Source organism: uncultured Fibrobacter sp., from assembly GCF_947166265.1.
In the GTDB taxonomy this organism is placed as follows: domain Bacteria; phylum Fibrobacterota; class Fibrobacteria; order Fibrobacterales; family Fibrobacteraceae; genus Fibrobacter.
In genome coordinates this window covers 66,054-88,110 of sequence record NZ_CAMVDO010000011.1, presented here as the reverse complement: position 1 = coordinate 88,110, position 22,057 = coordinate 66,054, and the positions used below count along the sequence as shown (strand labels likewise).

Genomic DNA, 22,057 nt, shown 5'->3' with positions numbered 1-22,057 from the left:
CCTAATGGAGGCTTAATATGAAAAAGATTCTCACTGCACTCGCCGTCGCTGCTTTCCTTGCTGGTTGCGCAAGCACCCCGCAGGAAAAGTCTGCTAGCGTTCTTATCGAAATGCAGATGAAAAAGACTAACCTGGTCAAGAAGGACCATATTCCGGCTGGTCTTGGCATTGGCGTTTCTAAGGACGAACAGATTGCTTTGGAAAAGGCGGACCAGAATGCTCGTGTTGATCTTGCCAAGGAAATCGACGTCCACATGAAGGCCTTGACCAAGAACTTCAAGGAAGAAGTGGGTGGCGATGTCGCTGAACATTTCCAGTCTGCTTCCAAGACGGTCGTGGATACTCGCCTGAATGGTGCGACCCTTACCGACGTGAAGATTGAAACCACCGATGACGGTCAGTTCAAGATTTACGGCATCATGACGCTCAACGTGGACCTCGTGGCCGAATACCTGAAGTCTATTCAGGATACCGATGCCGCAAACGAAGCGATGAAGAACAAGATTCGTGCTGCAGCCGAAAAGGCCTACGCCGAAATCGATGCTGAAACCGCTAAGTAAGGCGCCAGACGCGTTTGCAAAACAGTGAACAAGCAACTTGTTCACTGTTTTTAACTTCGCGCAACTACGAGGTCCGACAGGGCCGAAGCAATCTCTAGTTGCATATAAAAGGTAAAATGATGAATTCTAAACTGGTCTGTATTTCTCTTGTGTCGTTCGGGTTAGCTCTTTCTGGGTGTGCATCCAAGGAAGTAACTCAAAACCCACCTCCGCCACCGGCCCCGAGGGTTCCTGTATCGCAGGAACTGAATGTGCTGGTCTGCCCCGAGGGTGAACTGCGCGGTTCTGGACTTGCAGGGGATTACGACCAGGCCTTGAACTATGCGGTCACGCAGATTGCAACCCAGATTCAGAGCTCCGTTGTTTCGACAAGCGCGATGCAGGCCAAATCAGATGTTTCTGCCGATGGAAAAGAAAGCGTAACATCTTCTTTCGACAGAAAGTCTACGGTGACTGCCGAACTGCGTAACCGTCAGGATGTCAAGGTTCTTGAAACCATTGCACACGACGGTGTCGTAGGGGTGGTCGCCTGTATGTCTAAGAGTGATGCGGCAAAGCCCTACCGCGAAGAATATCAGAGTGCCCGCGATGCCTTGGTTTCTTCGGTGGCGGTGCTTACCATGACGACGCACCCGTTAGACAAGTTCAGCAATTACGAAAAGATGACGGCGGCTTATGCGAAGTACAGGGAATCCCTTTCGGTGTTGCAGTCGCTCGGCTTTAACGAAACTTCGGCTGAAATTGAAAACAATTATGCAAAGGCCGTAGAACACTTTATTGAATTTAAAAGCAAGTACAAGATTTATATAGACGGCGCCATCGAAAGCGAAGAAGGAAAAATCCTCTTTGAACAAATCTCGGGCGACGTGAAGGTCCAGAGTCTGGAAGATTCCTGCGAGGTGGGCCTGGTGCTTGAACTTGAAGTTTCCGCTCCTACCTGTAAGGAAGGCGGTCTTGGCGTTTCTTGCTCCGAGGTGGTGGCGCTGAACGGAAAATCTTGCCGTGGCGAAACCTACTTTACCCTGGGTGGTTCGCTCAAGGGAGTCGGTCGCAAGGACGAAGACGAAGCGAAAGAAAAGCTTTTGAAGAATGTGGCGCGGAATGAATTTGTTGCCGAATGGAAAAAGGAAATCGAACGCTGGATTGTGAGGTAGAGTGTATGAAGATCTTTTTGAAAACGTCATTGCGAGCTTGCCGTAGGCAAGCGTGGCAATCCATAGTTGCAATCCTGTTCTTTGCGCTTTCATCGTTTGCTGCAGACGCCTCTGCAAAGTCCGTAAAGATTCCGCTTCCACCCGCCATTTCGGATTCCCTTCCGTGGTTTGCCGTTTTTGAACTTCAAAACGAAAATTCCCCCTTTACGCGTAACCATCTGAGTAAACTAGCTTCTTCTTCGGAGCGGGTTGCCTTGGTTTATTATGCAACGTGGTGCATTCCTTGTCGCGAAGGCCTTCGCCAAATTTCTGAAAATGCGGCGGCTCTTGCCGAAGCCAAGACGAAAATTGTCCTGGTGAATGTCGGGGAGCGTGAAAAGGATGACATCACGAGATTCTTGAGTAAATTCCTGCTCGAAAAGACCCCTGCGGTCATAGATCCGTTCGGACGCATGACCGAAGGTTTTGGACTGATGAAAGAAGGCGAGAACATTGACCTTCCGCGAACGATTGTCGTGGACAAGTCGATGCATCCGAGCTTTATGATTGGTGCCGAGGGCGCCGATTATATTCAAATACTGAAGGGTGAATTATGAAATTGGTGAATACGATATGTAAGTCATGGCGAGGTAGGGCAGAAACGTCATTGCGAGCTTGCCGTAGGCAAGCGTGGCAATCCATAGTCGCATTCCTTTTTCTGGCATTCCCCGCGCTTGCTACTCATGTGGCTGTTCTTGAAACGACCGCCGCAAAGGGCGTGATTACTCTCGAAGAAAAACAGTACCTTACGGACGTTCTGCGTTCCGAGGCCGTGAAGGCGCTCCCGGCCGAACAGAACTACACGATTATGACCCGCGAAAACATCAGTATGATGCTTCCGCCGGGCAAGGCTGTCGAAGATTGCGAAGGCAGTTGCCTTGTGGAAACGGGTAAAAATATTTCGGCAGACTACATTGCCCAGGGGCATGTGGGCCGCTTTGCCAATAACCTCACGATCACGGTGGAACTTTACGAAACTGCCGGGAACAAGCTGATGGGAAGCTTCAGCACCAAGGCTCCCGATATCGAATCGCTCGAAGTGGAAATTCGCCAAAAGTCGTTTGGACTTTTCTCCAAGATTACGGCGTCTTCTTCGGGTAAAATTAACTTGCAACCGTCTTTGACCGACGGTATCGGTGCTGAATCTGAACTGACGGTTACGATTGACGGCGAAACGCAAAGGAACGGCCGCAAGTATGGACGCGGAGAATGGAAGTTCTCGCCGGGACCGCATTATGTGGAATTTAACCACCGTTGCTACGAAACGCAAAAGTTCAAGGTGAACGTGATGAGCTCCAAGACGATTCTTGTAGATAACGTCATGGAACCTACGAAGGGAAATATTACCATTCAAACCGAATATAAAAATGCTCCTCGCACAGTGAATTTGTATGTGAATGGAACGAAGCTTGGAACGACTCCTTATACGGGAACGATTCCTCTGTGTGCCCGAGTGGAAGTCGGTGAAGACGACTATCGCGAAATTGTCCTAGTCAACTGGGTCGACAACAAGGCCGATATGATTCACGGAATGCTCAAGGTGAAACCTACTGCCGAAGAACTCCGTGCCGATTCCATTAAGGCTGCAGAAGAAGCCAAGGCTCGCGAAGCGGAAATGGCTGCCCAGGCGGCAGAAGCGGCGCGCCTTGCTGCCGAAGCGGATAAAAAGAAAATGAACATTTCTAAGCCGGTTTCTATAGCTTTGTTCGCTTTGGGATTGGTGAGTGTCGGTGCCGGTGTGTATGAAAACAAGATTATGAATGACAATCGCAAAAAATACAACGATGTCCGTTCGGAAAATCCTTCTGATTACGATGATGCGTGGAAAAAGGCCGACCAGGCGAAAACGATGCGAAATATTTTGTATGGTGCTGGCGGCGGCATGATGGCTGTCGGAACGTTGGTGTTCTTTGTGTTCTAGGGGGCGTGAGATGAAATTAGAATTTATGAAATTGAAATTCGAAACGGGTCTTCGTATGTCATTGCGAGGACCGATAGGGACGAAGCAATCTCTAGTAGCATTCATTCTCTTGGCATTCCTCCTTTCCGCCTGTAGCTCTCTCGGTGAACGCGATAACCCGACTGACCCCGAGGCTGACAATTACAATGCCGCTATCTTGAACGGTTCTTCTGCGGGGAGCCTGGTGACATCTTCGGCTAGCGAAGAGTCTAAATCGACTCGAAAGTACCTGAATCCAGAAATCACTTATGGTGAAATTCAGGACGAACGTGACGGACAGGTGTACGCGACCGTTTCTATTGGTTCTTCGGTCTGGCTTGCCGAAAATATGAACCTTTCGGGTTTTGGCGTTTGCTACGACGATGACCACTCGCTTTGCCGCAAGTACGGACATCTGTATAACTGGTACGAGGCGACGGAAATTTGCCCAGAAGGATTCCACTTGCCGACCAAGGCGGAATGGAACGAAATTCAGGGGAATGTCGCTCTGTTGTCGCTCAAGGGTTGGGCTCTTGATGATGGCGCCGTGGGTGGTACCGATGAATACGGGCTTGCTTTGCTACCGGGCGGCTTTGGCACTGGAAATTCCGAAGACGGATTTTCCTATGAAGGGGCGTCTACCGACGCGATGCTTTGGACGGCTACCGAATTCAAGAGCGATAGCGCTTATGGCATTTTTGTGAATTCAACGCAAAGGGAAACTCTCCGCCATGCGAGAAATAGCTATATGGCTGTTCGTTGTGTAGGGGACAAGGGAACTGAATTGATTATCCCGTCCAGCGATTCATCTGGCGAAGATAATACGGACCCCGAAAGTAGTAGCTCCGATAAGTCCAAGAACAGCTCAAACAGCTCCGGTAAGAACAGCTCTAGCAGCGCGGGTAAGGGCAAAAACGGCATTGTTTGTGGAGACCTGTGGTGCGGAGCAAGGCATGAATACACCGTCAATACGGGATATAAAGATGGCGGATACTGGGTGGTGTACAAGGACGATGGAAATGGTGGAGATTCCTATTTTGAATGGCTTGCCGAAGATGTCTTGTATCCTGACATGTCTGCAAATATTGATGATTGCGATGGAGTGTGCGGGATTGCACACATGGGGTTCAGTTACGACTACCCGTATGTTGATGTAGGCTTTGCTATAGACGAAGGTAATTCCCCTGTCGATATTTCATCTTGGGACGGTATATGCGTTGTCTATGATGCCGAACAAGATTTCTATGCTTCGTTCCAGCCTGACGAACCTTTCCAAATAGAGATGGAGTATGACGATTATGTGTACTTGATGAAAAAAGGAACGAATGTGACGGTCGATATTCCGTGGACTGAATTTGATCAGGCCGGATGGGGTGTGGCTCGTGACCGTGACGAGGTGCTTTCCAGGGTGGCGGCTATCGTATTTGTGTTCAAAGGTTATGGTTATGGAGAATCCGTTTCTTTCAACATCAGGTCTGTTGGACGTCTAGGAACTTGTAAGTAAGGAGGGTGTGACTATGAAATTCTGTTTAAGACTCCTCTTGATTTTTGCAGTGGCGCTTCTGTGGAACGCTTGTTCGGATTCTTCGGGGTCCGGCGAAACGATTGAAATGACGGTGGCCGCGAATGTTGAAGTGGTCAAGGACAAAAAGTCGTTGCCATCTTGTACGAGTGATTTACAGGGGCAGGAATATTATGTTACTAGCGAAAACGCCATTTACGCCTGTATCGACAAGGCGTGGGTAATGACATCGAAGGTCAAGGAATGGGAAACGTATGCATCTATGGTGTGTACGACAAAACCGCTCAAGGACAATTCCGGTGTACAAATCCTTTGTGGCGATTCCCTGGTGGCAAAGATTTACAACGGTGAAAAAGGTAAAACGGGCGTTAAAGGCGAAAAGGGTGAAGTGGGCGAAAACGGTGCCGACGGAGCGGATGGCGCAAAGGGCGATCAGGGTGATAAAGGCGAACCTGGCGAAAAGGGTGTCGCCGGTAAAGATGGCGAGAACGGAATGAACGGTAAAAAGGGCGCTCCGGGCGAAGACTGCTCCGTAGAAACCCTTCTTGAGGACGATAGTACCGGAGTGCCGGTGCCAAGAGGCCTGACGATTACCTGTGGATCCACGGTAAGAGATATTTATAACGGCAGCGATGGTGTTGATGGTGAAGATGGATCCAATGGTGAAAATGGTGAACCAGGAAGCGATTGCTATGTAAGAGAAATTGATGGAGGCATAGAGCAATATTGCGACGGTAATTTCGTCAATACGGTTTACAATGGAAGAACCGGAGAAAATGGCAGCAATGGCGATGATGGCACGAGTTGTCACCTGGAAACCATGGAAGTGATGGGACTCAGGGTGATTTGCGGTGTGGACTCTATCGGAACGCTTTTCAGCGCCATTAACGGCGTAAACGGCAAAAATGGCATCGATGGAACGAGCTGCTATGCGGTAGAAAACGAAGACGGTAGCGGCTATACGATCATCTGTGGTGGCAATTTTGCTACCGCGGGATACGAAAAGCCCTCTTGGCAGTTCCTGAACCCCGATGTAGAATATGGAACGTTTGTCGATAGCCGCGACAATCAGATTTATAAGATGGTGAAAATCGGCTCGCAGGTATGGATGGCCGAAAACCTGAACTATGCGGATAGCGTAAATTATCCAAGCATGAAAAAACGTTCGCGCTGCTATGTAGATAATGCGGATTCCTGTGCGAAATATGGTCGCTATTACAGCTGGGCTGCAGCAATGGACTCCTTGAATACGGGTTGCGGTTATGGTAAAAACTGCTCGCCGACATACCCGGTACAGGGCGTTTGCCCCAACGGTTGGCACCTGCCGACCAAGGCCGAGTACGAAACGCTTGTGGAGGCTGTCGATGGGCGTGGAAATATGCTGAAGTCGATGAATGCGGGGTGGCCCGAAGCCTCCGATGATTATGGGTTTTCTGTGACCCCGACTTCGGGCTTTGATGTGACTGGAGAGCCTCATCCTGATTATTGGGGTGTTGACGCTAATGTGTGGTCTGCAACACAGTCCAGTAAAACTGGTGCCTATTACCTGTACTTTGTTGATTATAGAAATGTTGCTGAATTATGGGATGGAGATGGTGAAAAAAATATTGCACGTTCAGTCCGTTGCCTAAAGGACGATTCCCAGATGACAACGGTGGTGCAGCTGACAAACGGCAAGAACGGCAAGAATGGTACGAACGGTATTGATGGCAAAAATTGCTCTATCGAAAAGAATGACGATGGCTACACGTTTGCCTGTGGCGGAGATTATGTGGGGACGGTGACCGAGAAACCTTCGTGGCAGTTCCTGAATCCTGATTATGAATATGCGATGTTTGTCGATGGCCGCGACAACCAGGTCTACAAGGCGACAAAGATCGGCTCGCAGGTGTGGATGGCCGAAAACCTGAACTATGCCGATAGCGTAAACTTCCAAAGCATGAAAAAACGTTCACGCTGCTATGCAGATAAAGTGGATTCCTGCGCGAAATATGGTCGCTATTACACCTGGTCTGCTGCAATGGACTCCTTGAATACGGGGTGCGGTTTTGGAAAAAAATGTTCACCGACTTACCCGGTGCAGGGCGTTTGCCCCAACGGTTGGCACCTGCCGGCCAAGGCCGAGTACGAAACGCTTATCGAGTTTGTGGATGGGCAGGGAAATAGGCTGAAGTCGAAGAACGCGGGGTGGCCCGAGGCCTCCGATGATTATGGCTTCTCAGTGGCACCGACGGGGACTGCTTCGATGAATGGAGGATTCAACTATTTTGGAACTGACGTTAATATGAATACCGCTTCGCCGTCGAGCGAACCGGGCCCCTATTTCTTGTACTTAGTTGATTATAGAAATGTTGTTGAAATATGGGATGGATATGATGAGGATTATGAAAAAGATATCGCAAGGCCTGTCCGTTGCCTAAAGGACGATTCCTCGATGGAAACCATGTATCAGATGACAAATGGCTCTGACGGAAAGGATGGCAAGAACGGCACTGACGGTAAGAATTGCTCTGTCAACAAGAATGGCTATGGCTACGCGATTACCTGTGGCGGAGATTATGTGGGGCCTGTGACCGAGAAACCCTCGTGGCAGTTCCTGAATCCTGATTATGAATACGCGATGTTTGTCGATGTCCGTGACAACCAGGTTTACAAGGCGACTAAAATCGGCTCGCAGGTATGGATGGCCGAAAACCTGAACTATGCGGATAGCGTGGCGATGCCCTCTCTCAAGGGGAATACGGCTTGTTACCCGGATAATAAACCTGAAAGTTGTAAAACGTATGGTCGTCATTATTCTTGGGCGGCGGCGATGGACAGTGTAAATACTGGGTGTGGATACGGAACGAAATGCCTTTCGGAGTATCCAATACAGGGGGCATGTCCCAGCGGTTGGCATGTTCCGACAAACGATGAATGGAACACCTTGATTGATTTTGTGGGCGATGATGCGGGGACCAAGTTGAAATCGGCTCTTTTCAACGATGGCTCCAATATTTATGGTTTTTCTGCATTTGCTGCAGGAAACTGGGATGGTAGCAATTTTAGCAGTGATGCAACGGAATATGCCGATATTTGGACCTCTACTCCTTATAGCAGCAAAAGTGGTTCCGCGTATTACAGGTATTTCTCGGGTAGTGACGTTGGCTTGCAGGACCGTTCCAAACTTGGTGGCATAAGCCTTCGTTGCCTAAAGGACGATTCCTCGATGGAGACCATGTATCAGATGACAAATGGCTCTGACGGAAAGAATGGATCCTCTTGTGTCACGGAACCCACGGCAGATGGTTCTAAGCTCAAGGTGATGTGCCCGAAGGAATCGGGTGGCGTAATCGTATATGATTCTGTTGGCGTAATTACCAATGCCGCCGAAGGTACGTATTGTGCCATGGTGCCTGTTTGGAATGCTCCAAAAGACTCTCGTCTGATGTGCGGACTCAAGAAAGGTGACCCCAAACCGGAATATGCAAAAATTCCGTGGTCCTATATGAATCCGCTGATAAAGTATGATGTCTTTATTGACGAACGCGATGGTCAGCCCTATAGAAGCGTGACGATTGGAACGCAAGTCTGGATGGCGGAAAACCTGAATTATGCGGACAGCGTAAAGACTCCGAGCCTAAAGAATCGCTCCTGGTGCTACAATGATTTGCTAGGCTATTGCAAAACACGCGGACGTTTGTACTCTTGGGCGGCTGCCATAGATTCAGTCAAACTCTATGATAATGGTGAAGGAATTATTTGTGGAGATGGCAAAACTTGTACGCTCCCGGAGAGAGTTCAGGGAATTTGTCCAGAGGGTTGGCATCTGCCTAGCAGGGGTGAATGGGAAACGCTTTATGCTGCTATGGGTAAACAAGAGAGTAGTATGCAGTCCATGAACTATAGCGAATGGTATTATGCTAAAGATAAGTACGGCTTTTCTGCGGTTCCTGGTGGCTACGCATCTTCCGGTGGCTTTGGAAATGGGGAGTCTGTAGCGTACATTTGGAGCTCAACTGAATCTACTAATCGGGGGGCCTATCTATGGCGATTGGCATTCAACTCTGCCTATATTCAGGGTGATGATAAAAATGAAGGCTTCTCCGTCCGCTGCGTTCAGGACTAATTTAACGAGGTTATGCTTATGAAAAAGTGCGTGAAAATTTTTGCGATGCTCGCTTCTGCGGCAACCTTGTTTACGGGATGCCTCGAAAGTTCCAGCTCTAACGAAGCTACATTAGAAAAGTTGTCGATTAAGTCGGTGAAGTCTTTGAGCGCCTTGCCTACTTGCGACAACAACAATGTCGGCGAAGAAATCTATGTAGAAAAGGAAGAGGCTTCCTATGTATGCGTGAACAAGAAATGGCTTGCCTCGGCAACCGTGAATACGCATAATGTCAAGGTGTCTACCTCTTGTACCACCGAAGGTGTTGCCGATGGTTCTGGCGTGAAAATCGTTTGCGGAGGCGATTCCGTAGGCGTTGTGTTGAATGGTGCCCGTGGTGACCAAGGGGCTCAAGGTAAGAAAGGGGAGTCGGGACAACCGGGTGCCGATGGCAAAGCCGGTGAAAAGGGCGATAAGGGTGATAGGGGCGACCGTGGTGAAACGGGTGATTCCGGTAAAAATGGTGAGAACGGAGACACTGGCGCCAAAGGCGATCCGGGAGCGGGCTGCACCGTAGAAGCGCTTACGGACAATAGCGGCCTCAAGCTTATTTGCGGCGGCGATTCCGTGGGGGTGGTGCTCAACGGAAAGAATGGAAAGAACGGCAAAGACGGAAATCCGGGTGAACCCGGTGAGCCGGGAAGAAGCTGCGTTATGGAAACCCTTGAAGATGGAACGGGGCTTCGCGTGCTTTGCGGTGGCGATACGTCGGCTGTGATTCTGAATGGTATCGATGGCACCAATGGTACAAATGGTGAAAACGGAACGAGTTGCACGGTAAAGCAACTGAAAGATAAGTCGGGCTACAAGTTGCTCTGTGACGGGGATTCTGTGGGCGTTATCAAGAACGGTACGAACGGAGAAAACGGAACGGATGCCAAAAATGGAACGAGCTGCACGGTAGAAAAGCTAGAGTCGGACGGTTACAAGATTCTTTGTGCAGGGGATTCTGTAGGTGTTATCCGGAATGGCGAAAAAGGTACAGACGGCTTGGATGCTAAAGACGGCGTTAGCTGTACGGTGGCTCAGTTGAAAGACGAATCGGGTTACAAGATTCTTTGTGATGGCGATTCTGTGGGTGTTGTGACGAATGGTAAAAATGCCGAGAACGGTACAGATGGCCGCGATGGCGATAGCTGCACTGTTGCTGAACTGAAAGATAAGTCGGGTTTCAAGGTTTTGTGCGGTCACGATTCTGTGGGAGTGGTGAAGAACGGCTATAACGGTTATAACTGCGAGACGACTCCGCTTGCTGACAATTCTGGCTACAAGGTGGAATGCAACGGCGATTCTATCGGCGTGATTTTGAATGGCTACAGTGGCACTAACTGCACCATGGAACCCCTTGAAAATGGCCTTGGCCTAAAGGTGATGTGCGGTGGCGATTCGGTGGATGTGCTACTCAATACGCTTGGAACTTGCACCGAATGGCGCGAAGGAATTCTTGAAACGGTCAACTCCGTGGATTATGCTTGCAGCGAAGGTGACTGGATTGCGCTTTCGGCCTGTGCAAGTGGAAATGTTGGTGTGGTTGAACTTTACGGCGCTCATTTCTATACCTGCACTGCTGGCGGCTGGGTTTCTTCGACGCCTGTGGAATACGACACCTATGGGGTGGCTTGCAGCAAGGAAGGAACCGTAAAGACGGGTAAGGTAAATAAGAAGATTTATTACTACTGTAACGGTACGGCCTGGCGTGAAGCGACCGACATTGAATACGATACTAACGGAAAAGTTTGCGATACCGATGCCAAGGCTACAGTCGTTGCGGGCAAGGTGAACAAGGACGCCTATTACTACTGCACGGGAACAGAATGGCGCGTGGCGACCGAACTGGAATATGCCACCTACGGTTTCCCTGCCGATACTACTGACGGAGCACTGAAAAAGAGCGACGTTAACGGGAAAAAGTACTTGTACGATGCCGAAGATGAACAATGGCGTGAGCCCTCGTATATAGAGGCTGTGCTTGGCGGTTGTAACGAAAATAACAACAAGGTGGTCGATCACATTACGACGACTTACTATATCTGCTACGGCAATGAGTCGCGTAAATGGTATAAAGCTGCAATGACGGACTACGATTTGTATGAGCGAATTTGCACCTCGGATAACGAAGGCGAGGTGATTCGTGGAAACGTGACCGATACGGCCTACTATATTTGCAGTAGTGGTAAGTGGAAGACGGCTACCATAAATGAACGTAATGTTTATGGAAAAACTTGCACCGGAGACGGCGCGATTGTTCCGGGTGAGGTTGTGGATTCCATTAAGTACGTGTGCGATGGAGGGAGTTTTAGGGAGGCCACCGTGCGTGAACTTGAATTAGGACTGGGTTGCACCTCTTATAATCAGGAGGCTACGCGTGAAGAACATTATGGAAATGTTTGGTATGCGAATAATCTGTGTACTATGGTAAAATCTTCTCCGACATGGAGAATTACGGACTTTGCCGAAGAAACGGGATGGAAGTACGGCACGATGACGGATTCTCGTGATAAAAAGGTTTATAAGACCGTTGTCATTGGCGAAGGTGCTGATGCACAGACCTGGATGGCCGAAAACTTGAACTATGCGGATACGGCAAGTAACAGAACTTTAGGGAGTGATACCAGTCGTTTGTCTTGCTATGGCAATGATTTGGAAAATTGTAATAAATACGGTAGGCTTTATTCGTGGGCGGCGGCGATGGACAGTGCCAATTATACGGATGGATGCGGATATGGAAAAACCTGTGTCGTAGAAAACCAGATGAAGGGGTTGTGCCCCAAGGGCTGGCATGTGCCGAACAATAGTGAATGGGATCGTCTGTTCATAAATATTGGCAAGTTGGCGACAGAATCTAGGTGGGAAAAGAAACTACTTGAAGTGGGAAAGAACCTCGCCGGAAAGATGTTAAAGTCGACGTATGATTGGAATTTCTACGATTACAATGGTGTTGTTTCGGGGGATGATCTCTTGGGCAAGGATGTCGTTGGCTTTACGGCGCTTCCGGGTGGCTATCAGAATGGCTTGAAAGGAGGCTTTTCTAGCTTGCTTGAGGTTTGCCCCTTCTGGTCTTCTACAGAATATGGAAGTGGCTATGCCTATTTCTTGGATTTGTACAGTCATACGAAGTATGTGAATTTTTCATACGGAGATAAGAATATCCTTAGGTATCTCCGTTGCGTCAAGAATAAATGATTTTTATGGATGTTAAAAGTTTGTCAAGGAAGTCGCTTATGTTGAAATGCCTAAAATCCCTTGCGATGTTGATGCCTCTGGCTTTGCTTGCGGCATGTTCCGAATCCGCCTCTGACGAGGCGGTTAAAGTCATTGAAAAAGAACAACTCCAGGTGGCCGAGTCCTTCGATAACTTGCCCGCCTGTTCTGCCGAAAACGAAGGTGTCCAATTTTATGTGAGTGATGAACGTGTTAAGCGAATTTGCGTCGGTGGCGTATGGCGTTCCGTAGGGGGCTCTAGCCTAGAAACTGTCTACGAAACGGTCAAGTGCCATACGGAGACTCTTGCGGACTCGAGTGGCGTAAAGATTGTTTGCGGGAGTGATTCCGTGGGCGTTGTGCTGAACGGCTTGCAGGGTGAGCAAGGCTTGCAAGGCGAACAGGGTGATGCAGGAAAAGATGGTGCCGATGGTGCAAAGGGGGTAAAGGGGGATCCGGGCGATAAGGGACCGGATGGTTATGCCGGAAGCGACGGCGAAAATGGTCTCCCCGGTGAACGCGGAAGCAAGGGAGATGATGGTAGCTATTGCTATATGGAAAGGGACTATGACGAGAATCTTAATGTCTTTTGTAAAAATAGCTCGGGTTCCTGGGTGCAAATGGGGACGATTCTGGATGGAGCTAACGGTTCCAATGGTGAAAATGCCGATGATGGAGATGATGGGGCCCCGGGAAAGGTGTGTTCTCTGAGCGAAGTCTATGATGAAAACGAAAACTTTATTGTAGGTGTTACGGTGTATTGCAACGGTGATTCCGTGGGCTTTATCAAGAACGGAAAAGATGGCACAAAAGGTACCGATGGTAAGAATGGAACCGCTTGCGTGACCGAAGAACTTGGTGACGGAAGTGGCTACAAGATTCTTTGCAATCATGATTCGGTAGGAGTCATTTTAAATGGAACAGATGGCAAGAATGGAAAGAACGGTGAAAATGGTACGACCTGCTGGATGGAACCCTTGAAAGAGGGAAATGGCAACAAGATTCTTTGTGATGGCGATTCCATTGGAGTTATCTTGGATGGCGAAGACGGCAAGGATGGAAAAAATGGCGAAGATGGGACGGCCTGCTGGATGCAAACCGTAGATAGTACCGGAAGCAAGATTATTTGCGACGGCGATTCCGTTGGTTTTATTTGGAACGGAACGAATGGTACAGACGGTCGAGATGGTGACGATGGCACGGCCTGCTGGATGTTACCTTTGAAAAATGGCAACGGCAATAAGATTCTTTGTGATGGAGATTCCGTGGGCGTTATCTTGAACGGAACAAATGGAACTGTTTGTACGATGAAGGCCTTGACGGACAAGTCCGGCTATAAGATTATCTGTGATGGGGATTCTGTGGGTAAGGTGGTGAACGGTACCGAGGGTTCCTCTTGTACGCGCGAACTGCTTTCGAATAAGTTGGGCTATAAGCTTGTGTGCAACGGCGATTCCGTTGGCGAATGGTACGACGAATTGGGGCTTTGTACGGAACTGAGGGAATCGGATATTGCAACGCAGAATGGCAGTTACTTTATCTGCCAGAGCAAGGTTTGGGCGACGGCTACGGTAGAACAGTACGACCACTATGGGCAAACTTGCACCAAGAGTGATTCTGGAACGGTGGTGCGTGGCGTGGTGCGTGATACGGCCTATTACTTCTGCAATGGAACAAAATGGAGTGTGGCAACGATTTTCCAGAGAAATACATACGGATTGCCTTGTAATAGGAATGGTGAACTTTTGAAAGGACTTGTTGTGGATACGGCGCAGTATGTGTGCGAAAAGGATACCTTCAGGGTGGCTTTGCAGTTGGAGCGAAACATTGGCCTTGGTTGTGTTTCTTATACGGCAGATGTACAACGAGATTCCGTATATAGTGCATTTGCTTACGGTGTATATGATTGCAAGAAAAAGTCTTCTACATCGTATGTGTGGGAACTGGGTAGCTATGAATACCCCGATACGGCAAAGTACGAAACGATTACTGATGAACGTGACAACAAGGTTTATAAAATTGTAAAGATTGGTTCGCAGACCTGGATGGCCGAAAACCTGAATTTCTCGGATAGCGTAATGTACCCGGGGCTTTTAGGCGGACGTTCGAGTTGTTATGAGGGCTTTGACCAAAAATGCGAAAAGTATGGTCGCCTATACCATTGGTCTGCTGCCATGGATAGTGCTGGGGTGTTCTCTACGAATGGCAAAAATTGTGGTCGCGAATCGATATGCACTCCGACCTACCCTGTGCGAGGTATTTGCCCCGAAGGTTGGCATTTGCCAAACAACGATGAGTGGAATACTTTGTTCGCTGCTGTCGGAGGTTCTTCGAATGCTGGCATACTGTTGAAGTCCAGGTTTGGATGGAATCTATATTCTAATAACACTCAATACCTTGGCAGGGATGTCTATGGTTTCTTGGCTCTCCCTGCAGGCAAGAAAGCTGGCGACAGTTACGTCGACGATGGCAAAGGCGCGTTCTTCTGGAGTTCTTCTGAGGAAGGTTACTATAATGCCTATAATCTAGGCATGGTCTACAGTAATTACGGAGCTTATTACGTCGGCGACACGAACAAGGGCGACTACGAAATTTCAGTCCGCTGCATAAAGGATACGGAGTAGTTAGGGGCTATTCCCTCAGATTCTTCGAATAAGTTGGCGAAATTTTCGCTGGAAATGAAAACGGCTTCCCGAAGGGAAGCCGTCATTTTATATAAAGTTGCTTCTGAGTTTTTGAGGCTCGAATTACTTGGACGGGTTGAAGGAATCCTTCAGGCCCACGGTGCGGTTGAACACCAGGTGACCCGGCTTGGAATCTTCGCTATCGAGGCAGAAGTAGCCCTGGCGCATGAACTGGAAGCGGTCTTCGAGCTTTGCGTTGGCGAGGCTCGGTTCCACCTTGGCCTGCTTGATGACCATGGATTCCGGGTTCAGGTAGTCGTGCCAGTCTTCGCCTTCGGGAACTGCCGAGGGGTCTTCGAGCGTGAAGAGGTTGTCGATCAGGCGTACTTCGGCGTCCACGGCGTGAGCGGCGGAAACCCAGTGGATGGTGCCCTTGACCTTGCGGCCATCGGGAGTTTCACCACCCTTGCTCTGCGGGTCATAGACGCAGTGAATGACCTTCACCTTGCCGTCGGCGTCCTTTTCGACACTCTTGCAAGTCACGAAGTAGGCGCCCTTCAGGCGGACTTCGCCTTCGGGTTTCAGGCGGAAGTACTTCTTCGGCGGTTCTTCCATAAAGTCGTCGGCTTCGATGTAGAGTTCGCCGCTGAACGGTACCTGGCGCGTGCCTGCGTTCGGGTCGTTCGGGTTATTTTCCACTTCGATCATTTCAACCTTGCCCGCTTCCCAGTTGTCAATCACGAGCTTGACCGGATCAATCACGGCCATCACGCGATTGGCGGTCTGGTTCAGTTCTTCGCGGATGCAGAAGTAGAGGAGGTTCACATCGACCATGGAGTCGGCCTTGGAAACGCCGATACGGTCGCAGAACTCGCGGATGGAACTCGGGGTAAATCCGCGGCGGCGGTAACCGCAAACCGTCGGCATACGCGGGTCGTTCCAGCCCATCACGGCCTTCGTCTGCACCAGTTCCAAAAGCTTACGCTTGCTCATCATGGTGTAGGTGAGGTTCAGGCGGGCAAATTCAATCTGCTGCGGGCGATTGTCCAGGCCCAGTTCAATCAGGAACCAGTCGTATAGCGGGCGGTGCGCTTCGAATTCCAGCGTACAGATGGAGTGGGTAATGCCTTCGATCCAGTCGCTAAGCGGGTGCGCAAAGTCATACATCGGGTAGATGCACCACTTGTCGCCGGTACGGTGGTGGGTGCAGTGCTTAATGCGGTAGATGACCGGATCGCGCATGTTCATGTTCGGGCTAGAAAGGTCCACCTTGGCACGGAGGCACTTTTCGCCGTCGGCATACTTGCCGTCGCGCATTTCGCGGAAGAGCTTCATGTTCTCTTCGACGCTGCGGTCGCGGTAGGGGCTCGGACGGCTCGGCTTGCCGGCGTCGTTGCCGCGGTATTCCTGCATCTCGTCGCGGGTCAGGTCTTCCACGTAAGCCTTGCCCATTTCGATGAGCTTTTCGGCAAAAGCGTAAATCTGGTCGTAGTAGTCGCTTGCGAAGTATTCGCCGCCCTTCCATTCAAAGCCGAGCCACTTCACGTCTTCGCGGATGGAGTCCACGTATTCCACGTCTTCTTTAGTGGGGTTCGTGTCGTCGAAGCGGAGGTTCGTGACGCCACCGAAGTCCTTGTACTTGTTTGCCGTACCGAAGTTCAGGCAGATGGACTTGGCGTGTCCGATGTGGATGTAGCCGTTCGGTTCAGGGGGAAAACGGGTGTGCACGTTCTTGCGCTTGCCCGTGGCGAGGTCGTTTACGATAATGTCCTGTACAAAATTCGAGGATTCGGGAATATCCATGGTGGTTTCCTTTGAAAATTTACGGCATAAATTTAGAAAAAAGATATGCTCGGTACTTTTACGATTGTGTACAAAAATCTTGAAAAAATACAGATTGCCCGAGTGAATCTTGTTTATTTTTACATTAGATTGTTTGGCGGATTGGACCGCCTCTAAACCAAAGGATGGATTCATGATTGACGTTAAGGGCAAATGGACCTTGATTACCGGCGGCTGCCGCGGCGTAGGCCGTCTTACCGCTATCGAAATGGCAAAACTCGGTGCAAACATCATTTTGCAGGGGCGCGATAAGGCTCACGCGGAACCAGTGATTGCCGAACTCAAGAAATACGGTGTTGAAGTTCGCGCCGTGGGCTGTAACCTGGAAAGCGAAGCTGAAATTGATGCCGCCCTCGCCGAAATCGATAGCTGGGGTGTCCAGGTTGACCTGGTGTTCAATAATGCGGGACTCATGAGCCATTACTTTAGCGACTACCTGACCAATACGATGGATGATTTCCACCATGCCATGGCGGTGAACTTCTTTGCTCCGGTAAAAATTGCCTACCACTTCTTGCCGGGGATGATCCAGCGTGGCTTTGGCCGTATGCAGCTTACCACAAGCGGTATCGCCAATGAACCGGAACTGATGGGATATGCCTGCGCTAAGGCTGCTTTAACGAAGTTTGTTAAAGATTTTGCGTGTAAATTAAATGGAACGGACGTGATGATGAACGTGATGGATCCGGGGTGGTTGCGTACGGATCTCGGTGGCCCGAATGCCCCGAACGCTCCCGAAAGTGTGATTCCGGGTTCCATGGTGTCTGTGCTTCTGGACGACAAGAAGAGCGGCCGCTGGTTCAGCGCTCAGGAATTTACCGGTATGACCCTTGCCGATGCCGTTGAAAAAGGTAAGTCGGTAGAATAAAATCGGCAGTCCTAATAGATGTCATTCCCGACTTGGTCGGGAATCTCCTTTCCTAGATGCGAACGACTATTGCAAATCTCGTTGCAATATTTCGCACTTTTCCTTCTTCCATTCCTCGAAGGTATCGTCGGCGATGTGCTGCTTGGCTTCGCGCATCAGGTGCAGGTAGAAGTGTAGGTTGTGGATGCTTGCGAGCGTAAACCCGAGCGATTCTCCTGCATGGTGCAGGTGACGCAGATAGGCGCGGCTAAAGTTTCTGCAACAGTAACAGTCGCAATTGGGGTCGACCGGCTTGTCGAATTCTTCGGCATGGCGGGCGGCCTTGTAGCGTAGAACGCCTTCGCTTGTAAAGAGCATTCCGTTGCGGGCGTTGCGGGTGGGCATTACGCAGTCGCACATGTCGACTCCGCGCTCGATAAGTTCGAGCAGGTTCCACGGTGTTCCTACGCCCATCACGTAGCGGGCGTGGTCCTGCGGCAAGATGTCTGTGCAGAAGTCGGCAATTTCGTACATGGTTTCGGTGGGTTCGCCCACGGAAAGGCCCCCCATGGCGTAGCCATCGGGGCCGAGTTCGGCGATGCGTTCAATCGCTTGCTTGCGCAGATCTTTGTGCATGCCGCCCTGAATGATTCCGAAAAATTGCTGGTCGTAGCCGTGAATGGGCGGGTGTTCCTTAAGCCACTGCATGGCTTCGGCGGTCCACTTGAGCGTGAACTTGAGGCTGTGTTCGGCTTCCTTAGCGGTGCTTGGGAACGGGGTACATTCGTCGAGCGCCATGATGATGTCGGCGCCGATTTCGCGCTGGGCGTTCATTACGCTTGCGGGGCTGAAAAAGTGCTTCGATCCGTCGAGGATGCTCCTAAATTCAACGCCTTCGGGGGTGATTTTGCGAAGATCCTTGAGGCTCCATACCTGGAATCCACCGCTGTCCGTAAGAACGGGACCGTCCCAGCCCATGAACTTGTGGATGCCGCCCGCTTTTGCGATGCGGGGCGTGGTGGGGCGCAGATACAGGTGGTAGGTATTGGCGAGAATGATTTCTGCCTTGATGTCCTTCAGCTGGGCGGGAGTGACTGCCTTGACGGTCGCTTCTGTACCTACCGGCATAAAGATGGGGGTTGTCACGTCGCCGTGATCGGTGTGGACGACGCCCAGTCGGGCCTTGGATTTTTTCGATGTCTTTAAGAGTTCAAAGCGGTTCATTCTTTAGTGTCGGTAGGAAGTATGCGTTAAGGTAAAAGATAGATTTATTATCCGCAGACGATTTTTCCGATGGCGATGATTGCGGCGGTGCGCGCCCGGAGCCGTGTGTTTCCGAGTTTCATGGCGTGGACCGCCCCGTTGCTGAAATTCTTGATGGCCTCGATTTCTTTCGGGGAAAATCCGCCCTCGGGGCCCACAAGGAGCGTCGTGGGGGAGGCTAGGGTTTCGAGGGCGGGAGCACTTGTCCCGTCGATGTCGCAGAGGACAAGGTCGCCCTTGTAGCTTTTGAGCCATTCCGAAAATTCGATGGGGCCTTCGATGTGCGTCATCCAGGGCTTTTTCGACTGCTTGAGGCTCACGAGACTCTTGAGTTCGGCGCGGCGAACCGTCTTTTTCAAGTCGGAATTCTTCGGTTCCTGCGAAAAATCCGTACGCAGAAAAACGATGCTGTCAATTTCTGTCTGCGCGGCGTGAAAGACGACTTCTTCCAAGGCGTCGTCCTTGAGGCAGGCGATCCCGAGCGACACCTTGGGCCGCGGATCCTTTGCTTCGATGACCTCGTCTACCCGAACCACACACGCTTTTGCGTCGGCAACTTCGATGACGGCATCGGCGAAATGCCCAAGTCCATCGGACAACTGCAGCGTGTCGCCCGCACACGCCCTGCACACGCGCACGGCGTGGCTACTCTCGTTTTCGTCCAAGGTAATGGTGCCGACCGAAATCAGCGGGCAATAAAAGCGACTATCAGGTGTCTTCATAGCACAAAAATAAAAAAGTTATTGCTTCGTGATGCTTCGGGGGCGTTACGGGGGGAACCCCCGTAGTGAGGGTAGCGAAAGACTTGCGCCGAAGTTAAGGCCGACTGCGAGATTTGTGACGAATGAGCCCCGGTGTAACCGGTTAGCGAGTGAGTGCAAATATCGTAAGGAGGCCTGCGCTGGATTTGGCAAGGCTTTCGCGAGGGGGAAACTTCCCCCTTCGGCAGGCTCAGGGACCTTATTCAACTAGAGATCCTTCGACTTCACTTCGTTTCGCTCAGGATGACACGCTCGAGTCATTTCCTACCGTCTGCTAATTACTATATTCATTCATATGACGAAACGCACTCCCGTAAAAGCTGTTGTGTTTGATCTCGACGGTACGTTATACCTGAGTGGTCGTCCGTACCCCAAGGCCGTCAAGACTGTCTGCCGAGTGGCGCGTCAGGTGCCCGTCTACTACCTGAGCAACAACACCAGCAAGTCGCCCGTGTTCTACGAGAACCGTCTCAAGGTCATGGGGCTTCCGCTGTCCGACGATGCGATTATCTCGGCCTTGTACCATTCGCTCGACGCCATTCACGAAGAAGGAATCAAGAACGTTTTCTTTTTCGCGAATCCCGAAGTCACGGAGTGGTTTGCTGCGCAGGACCCGACGCTCAACCTGCATCCTGATGTCGCCGACACCGAACTGGTGCTGATTGCCTACCATAACAGTTTTAACTACCGCGAGCTTTGCGAACTTTCGTTCCGCGTGCAGCGTAAGATTCCTTTCTGGGTCACGCACACCGACTTTGTCTGCCCCGATGCAAATGGCCCCGTGCCCGATATCGGAAGTTTTATGGCGCTCCTCAAGACGGCCTACGGTGTAGAACCCGAACGCAGTTTCGGTAAGCCCAACCCGGCGATGCTTTCGGGGCTTTTGAAAAAGTACAAGCCCGAAGAAATCCTGTTCGTGGGTGACCGCCTCTATACCGACTTTGAACTTGCCAAGCGCAGTGGCTGCCGGTTCGTGCTTCCGCTCTGTGGCGAAACAAAACAGCATGATCTTGAAAAATTATTTGACAAACCGGAGTTTATTGTCGATATGGTAAGTGATATCGACTTTGAATCCTTTTTCAAGGGTGAAATCTGATTTAAAACGGAGAATATATGATTCGTAAAAAAATGGAACTGTCTCTTGCTAAAATGATGGGTGCTGCCACCCTCGCGCTCGGTTCGACTTTTGCGATGGTTGCCTGTAGCGATGATTCTAGTTCGGGGACGTTTGATTTGGACGAACCCTTTGAAATTGTGCTTTCCAAGGCGAAATATTCCTATGACGAAGATAATTCTTCGTTTGTGAAAATAGTTCCGGTTTGCAAGACGGGAACGCTTGGTAATTTGGTCGGCCCCGACGACAAGGGCGCCGAATGGGATACGGTGACCTACAAGGTGACTGAACGCAAGGGCGTCGTTACTGCCAAAAAGGGAAAGAAGGAAGTCGCGAAGTATAGCTATGACGGCGAGTCGTTCCCTGTTGGATTCTGGGGCAACAGCGAAGAGGACGGCCTGAAAATTCTGAGCGGCCTTCGCCTCGACGATGACGATATCGTATCGATGGTTTCTCAGTATAACGGCAGCTGCTTTATGAAGGATTACTACGCCTTGTTCCGCAAGGGCAATTCCGCACTTGAAGAAGTGGATCAGTATCTCACGGACTTCTATAATCTTTTCAAGGCTCCGCGTGATACTTCTACCAACGAAAAGAAAATGCTTGCGGATATTCGCGTGGGTTCCTGCGAAGAGTTGACTATCTATGATGGACTCGTTTCGGTGGAGGTCTCGGATCTTAAGGAATCTTCGGGCAAGATTACGATTTCTTACGAAGATGATGAATGCCCTGTGACGTTCAACCTGCGCTATGCGATCAACCAGGAAGACTGCGAAGCCGCGTTCGAAGACTTCCAGAATGACCGTTATGCCGCCAAGAAATTCAATTTCGACACTTATGCAAACGATATCGTTTACGACGAATATTGCGTTGCCCAGTTGGTCCTGGATCTGAAGCGCGACAAGAAGATCCCGCTTGCAAAGTGGGTTCCTGTGGTTGATGACGAGGCCAAGGCTCAAGCGAAGTCTTTCGCCCGCGGTCTTGTGAACCTGGTCCAGGCGGGCTTTGCTCGTTAGATTTCTTTTGCGGTTAAAGCAACCTATT

General features: G+C 50.3%; 14 protein-coding genes. 11 read left to right on the top strand and 3 right to left on the bottom strand.

Going from position 1 to position 22,057, the window contains the following annotated elements:
• Nucleotides 1-17: 17 nt before the first annotated feature.
• The 8 genes from Q0W37_RS07600 (at nt 18) to Q0W37_RS07565 (ending at nt 15,186) form a co-directional block, all read left to right on the top strand.
• Complete coding sequence (locus Q0W37_RS07600; protein WP_297700308.1) at nt 18-560, top strand: hypothetical protein; 543 nt, start codon at nt 18-20, stop codon at nt 558-560.
• 116 nt (nt 561-676) lie between these two features.
• On the top strand, nt 677-1,714 hold the full coding sequence (locus tag Q0W37_RS07595; protein WP_297700306.1) for a hypothetical protein: 1,038 nt from the start codon (nt 677-679) through the stop codon (nt 1,712-1,714).
• Between the two features lie 5 nt (nt 1,715-1,719).
• Nucleotides 1,720-2,310 carry a TlpA disulfide reductase family protein gene (locus tag Q0W37_RS07590; protein WP_297700304.1) on the top strand — a complete coding sequence of 197 codons (591 nt, stop codon included), beginning with the start codon at nt 1,720-1,722 and terminating at the stop codon, nt 2,308-2,310.
• A 128-nt stretch (nt 2,311-2,438) separates the two neighbouring features.
• A complete protein-coding gene (locus tag Q0W37_RS07585; protein ID WP_297700303.1) occupies nt 2,439-3,674 on the top strand; it encodes a hypothetical protein in 1,236 nt (411 codons plus the stop codon).
• A gap of 10 nt (nt 3,675-3,684) precedes the next feature.
• Entirely contained in the window at nt 3,685-5,196 is a 1,512-nt protein-coding gene (locus Q0W37_RS07580) for an FISUMP domain-containing protein (RefSeq protein ID WP_297700301.1), read from the top strand.
• 13 nt (nt 5,197-5,209) lie between these two features.
• Entirely contained in the window at nt 5,210-9,322 is a 4,113-nt protein-coding gene (locus Q0W37_RS07575) for an FISUMP domain-containing protein (RefSeq protein WP_297700299.1), read from the top strand.
• A gap of 12 nt (nt 9,323-9,334) precedes the next feature.
• Nucleotides 9,335-12,544: an FISUMP domain-containing protein gene (locus Q0W37_RS07570; RefSeq protein ID WP_297700298.1), complete on the top strand. Its 3,210-nt coding sequence runs from the start codon at nt 9,335-9,337 to the stop codon at nt 12,542-12,544.
• A 38-nt stretch (nt 12,545-12,582) separates the two neighbouring features.
• On the top strand, nt 12,583-15,186 hold the full coding sequence (locus Q0W37_RS07565) for an FISUMP domain-containing protein (protein ID WP_297700296.1): 2,604 nt from the start codon (nt 12,583-12,585) through the stop codon (nt 15,184-15,186).
• Between the two features lie 123 nt (nt 15,187-15,309).
• Here the strand turns inward: Q0W37_RS07565 and Q0W37_RS07560 are convergent, their stop codons facing one another.
• The gene (locus Q0W37_RS07560; RefSeq protein ID WP_297700293.1) at nt 15,310-16,989 is read right to left on the bottom strand and encodes a glutamine--tRNA ligase/YqeY domain fusion protein; all 1,680 of its coding nucleotides are present in this window, start codon (nt 16,987-16,989) and stop codon (nt 15,310-15,312) included.
• Nucleotides 16,990-17,161: 172 nt separating this feature from the next.
• Here Q0W37_RS07560 and Q0W37_RS07555 point away from each other — a divergent pair, with 172 nt between their 5' ends.
• Complete coding sequence (locus tag Q0W37_RS07555; RefSeq protein ID WP_297700291.1) at nt 17,162-17,896, top strand: SDR family oxidoreductase; 735 nt, start codon at nt 17,162-17,164, stop codon at nt 17,894-17,896.
• A gap of 66 nt (nt 17,897-17,962) precedes the next feature.
• Here Q0W37_RS07555 and tgt read toward each other — a convergent pair whose 3' ends face one another.
• The gene (gene tgt, locus Q0W37_RS07550) at nt 17,963-19,099 is read right to left on the bottom strand and encodes a tRNA guanosine(34) transglycosylase Tgt (protein WP_073317409.1); all 1,137 of its coding nucleotides are present in this window, start codon (nt 19,097-19,099) and stop codon (nt 17,963-17,965) included.
• 47 nt (nt 19,100-19,146) lie between these two features.
• On the bottom strand, nt 19,147-19,860 hold the full coding sequence (locus Q0W37_RS07545; RefSeq protein ID WP_297700289.1) for a 16S rRNA (uracil(1498)-N(3))-methyltransferase: 714 nt from the start codon (nt 19,858-19,860) through the stop codon (nt 19,147-19,149).
• Nucleotides 19,861-20,194: 334 nt separating this feature from the next.
• Between Q0W37_RS07545 and Q0W37_RS07540 the strand changes: the two genes are divergently transcribed.
• Together Q0W37_RS07540 and Q0W37_RS07535 are read left to right on the top strand one after the other, a co-directional pair.
• On the top strand, nt 20,195-20,995 hold the full coding sequence (locus Q0W37_RS07540; protein WP_297700287.1) for an HAD hydrolase-like protein: 801 nt from the start codon (nt 20,195-20,197) through the stop codon (nt 20,993-20,995).
• Between the two features lie 17 nt (nt 20,996-21,012).
• On the top strand, nt 21,013-22,029 hold the full coding sequence (locus Q0W37_RS07535) for a hypothetical protein (protein ID WP_297700286.1): 1,017 nt from the start codon (nt 21,013-21,015) through the stop codon (nt 22,027-22,029).
• Nucleotides 22,030-22,057: the final 28 nt, after the last annotated feature.

Excerpts from the sequence above, each read along its gene's own strand:
- Q0W37_RS07600 (WP_297700308.1), top strand. The coding sequence starts at position 18 with ATGAAAAAGATTCTCACTGCACTCGCCGTCGCTGCTTTCCTTGCTGGT.
- Q0W37_RS07560 (WP_297700293.1), bottom strand. The coding sequence starts at position 16,989 with ATGGATATTCCCGAATCCTCGAATTTTGTACAGGACATTATCGTAAAC.
- Q0W37_RS07535 (WP_297700286.1), top strand. The coding sequence starts at position 21,013 with ATGATTCGTAAAAAAATGGAACTGTCTCTTGCTAAAATGATGGGTGCT.
- Q0W37_RS07570 (WP_297700298.1), top strand. The coding sequence starts at position 9,335 with ATGCTTATGAAAAAGTGCGTGAAAATTTTTGCGATGCTCGCTTCTGCG.
- Q0W37_RS07590 (WP_297700304.1), top strand. The coding sequence starts at position 1,720 with ATGAAGATCTTTTTGAAAACGTCATTGCGAGCTTGCCGTAGGCAAGCG.
- Q0W37_RS07565 (WP_297700296.1), top strand. The coding sequence starts at position 12,583 with ATGTTGAAATGCCTAAAATCCCTTGCGATGTTGATGCCTCTGGCTTTG.
- Q0W37_RS07540 (WP_297700287.1), top strand. The coding sequence starts at position 20,195 with ATGACGAAACGCACTCCCGTAAAAGCTGTTGTGTTTGATCTCGACGGT.
- Q0W37_RS07555 (WP_297700291.1), top strand. The coding sequence starts at position 17,162 with ATGATTGACGTTAAGGGCAAATGGACCTTGATTACCGGCGGCTGCCGC.
- Q0W37_RS07580 (WP_297700301.1), top strand. The coding sequence starts at position 3,685 with ATGAAATTAGAATTTATGAAATTGAAATTCGAAACGGGTCTTCGTATG.
- Q0W37_RS07545 (WP_297700289.1), bottom strand. The coding sequence starts at position 19,860 with ATGAAGACACCTGATAGTCGCTTTTATTGCCCGCTGATTTCGGTCGGC.
- Q0W37_RS07595 (WP_297700306.1), top strand. The coding sequence starts at position 677 with ATGATGAATTCTAAACTGGTCTGTATTTCTCTTGTGTCGTTCGGGTTA.
- tgt (WP_073317409.1), bottom strand. The coding sequence starts at position 19,099 with ATGAACCGCTTTGAACTCTTAAAGACATCGAAAAAATCCAAGGCCCGA.
- Q0W37_RS07575 (WP_297700299.1), top strand. The coding sequence starts at position 5,210 with ATGAAATTCTGTTTAAGACTCCTCTTGATTTTTGCAGTGGCGCTTCTG.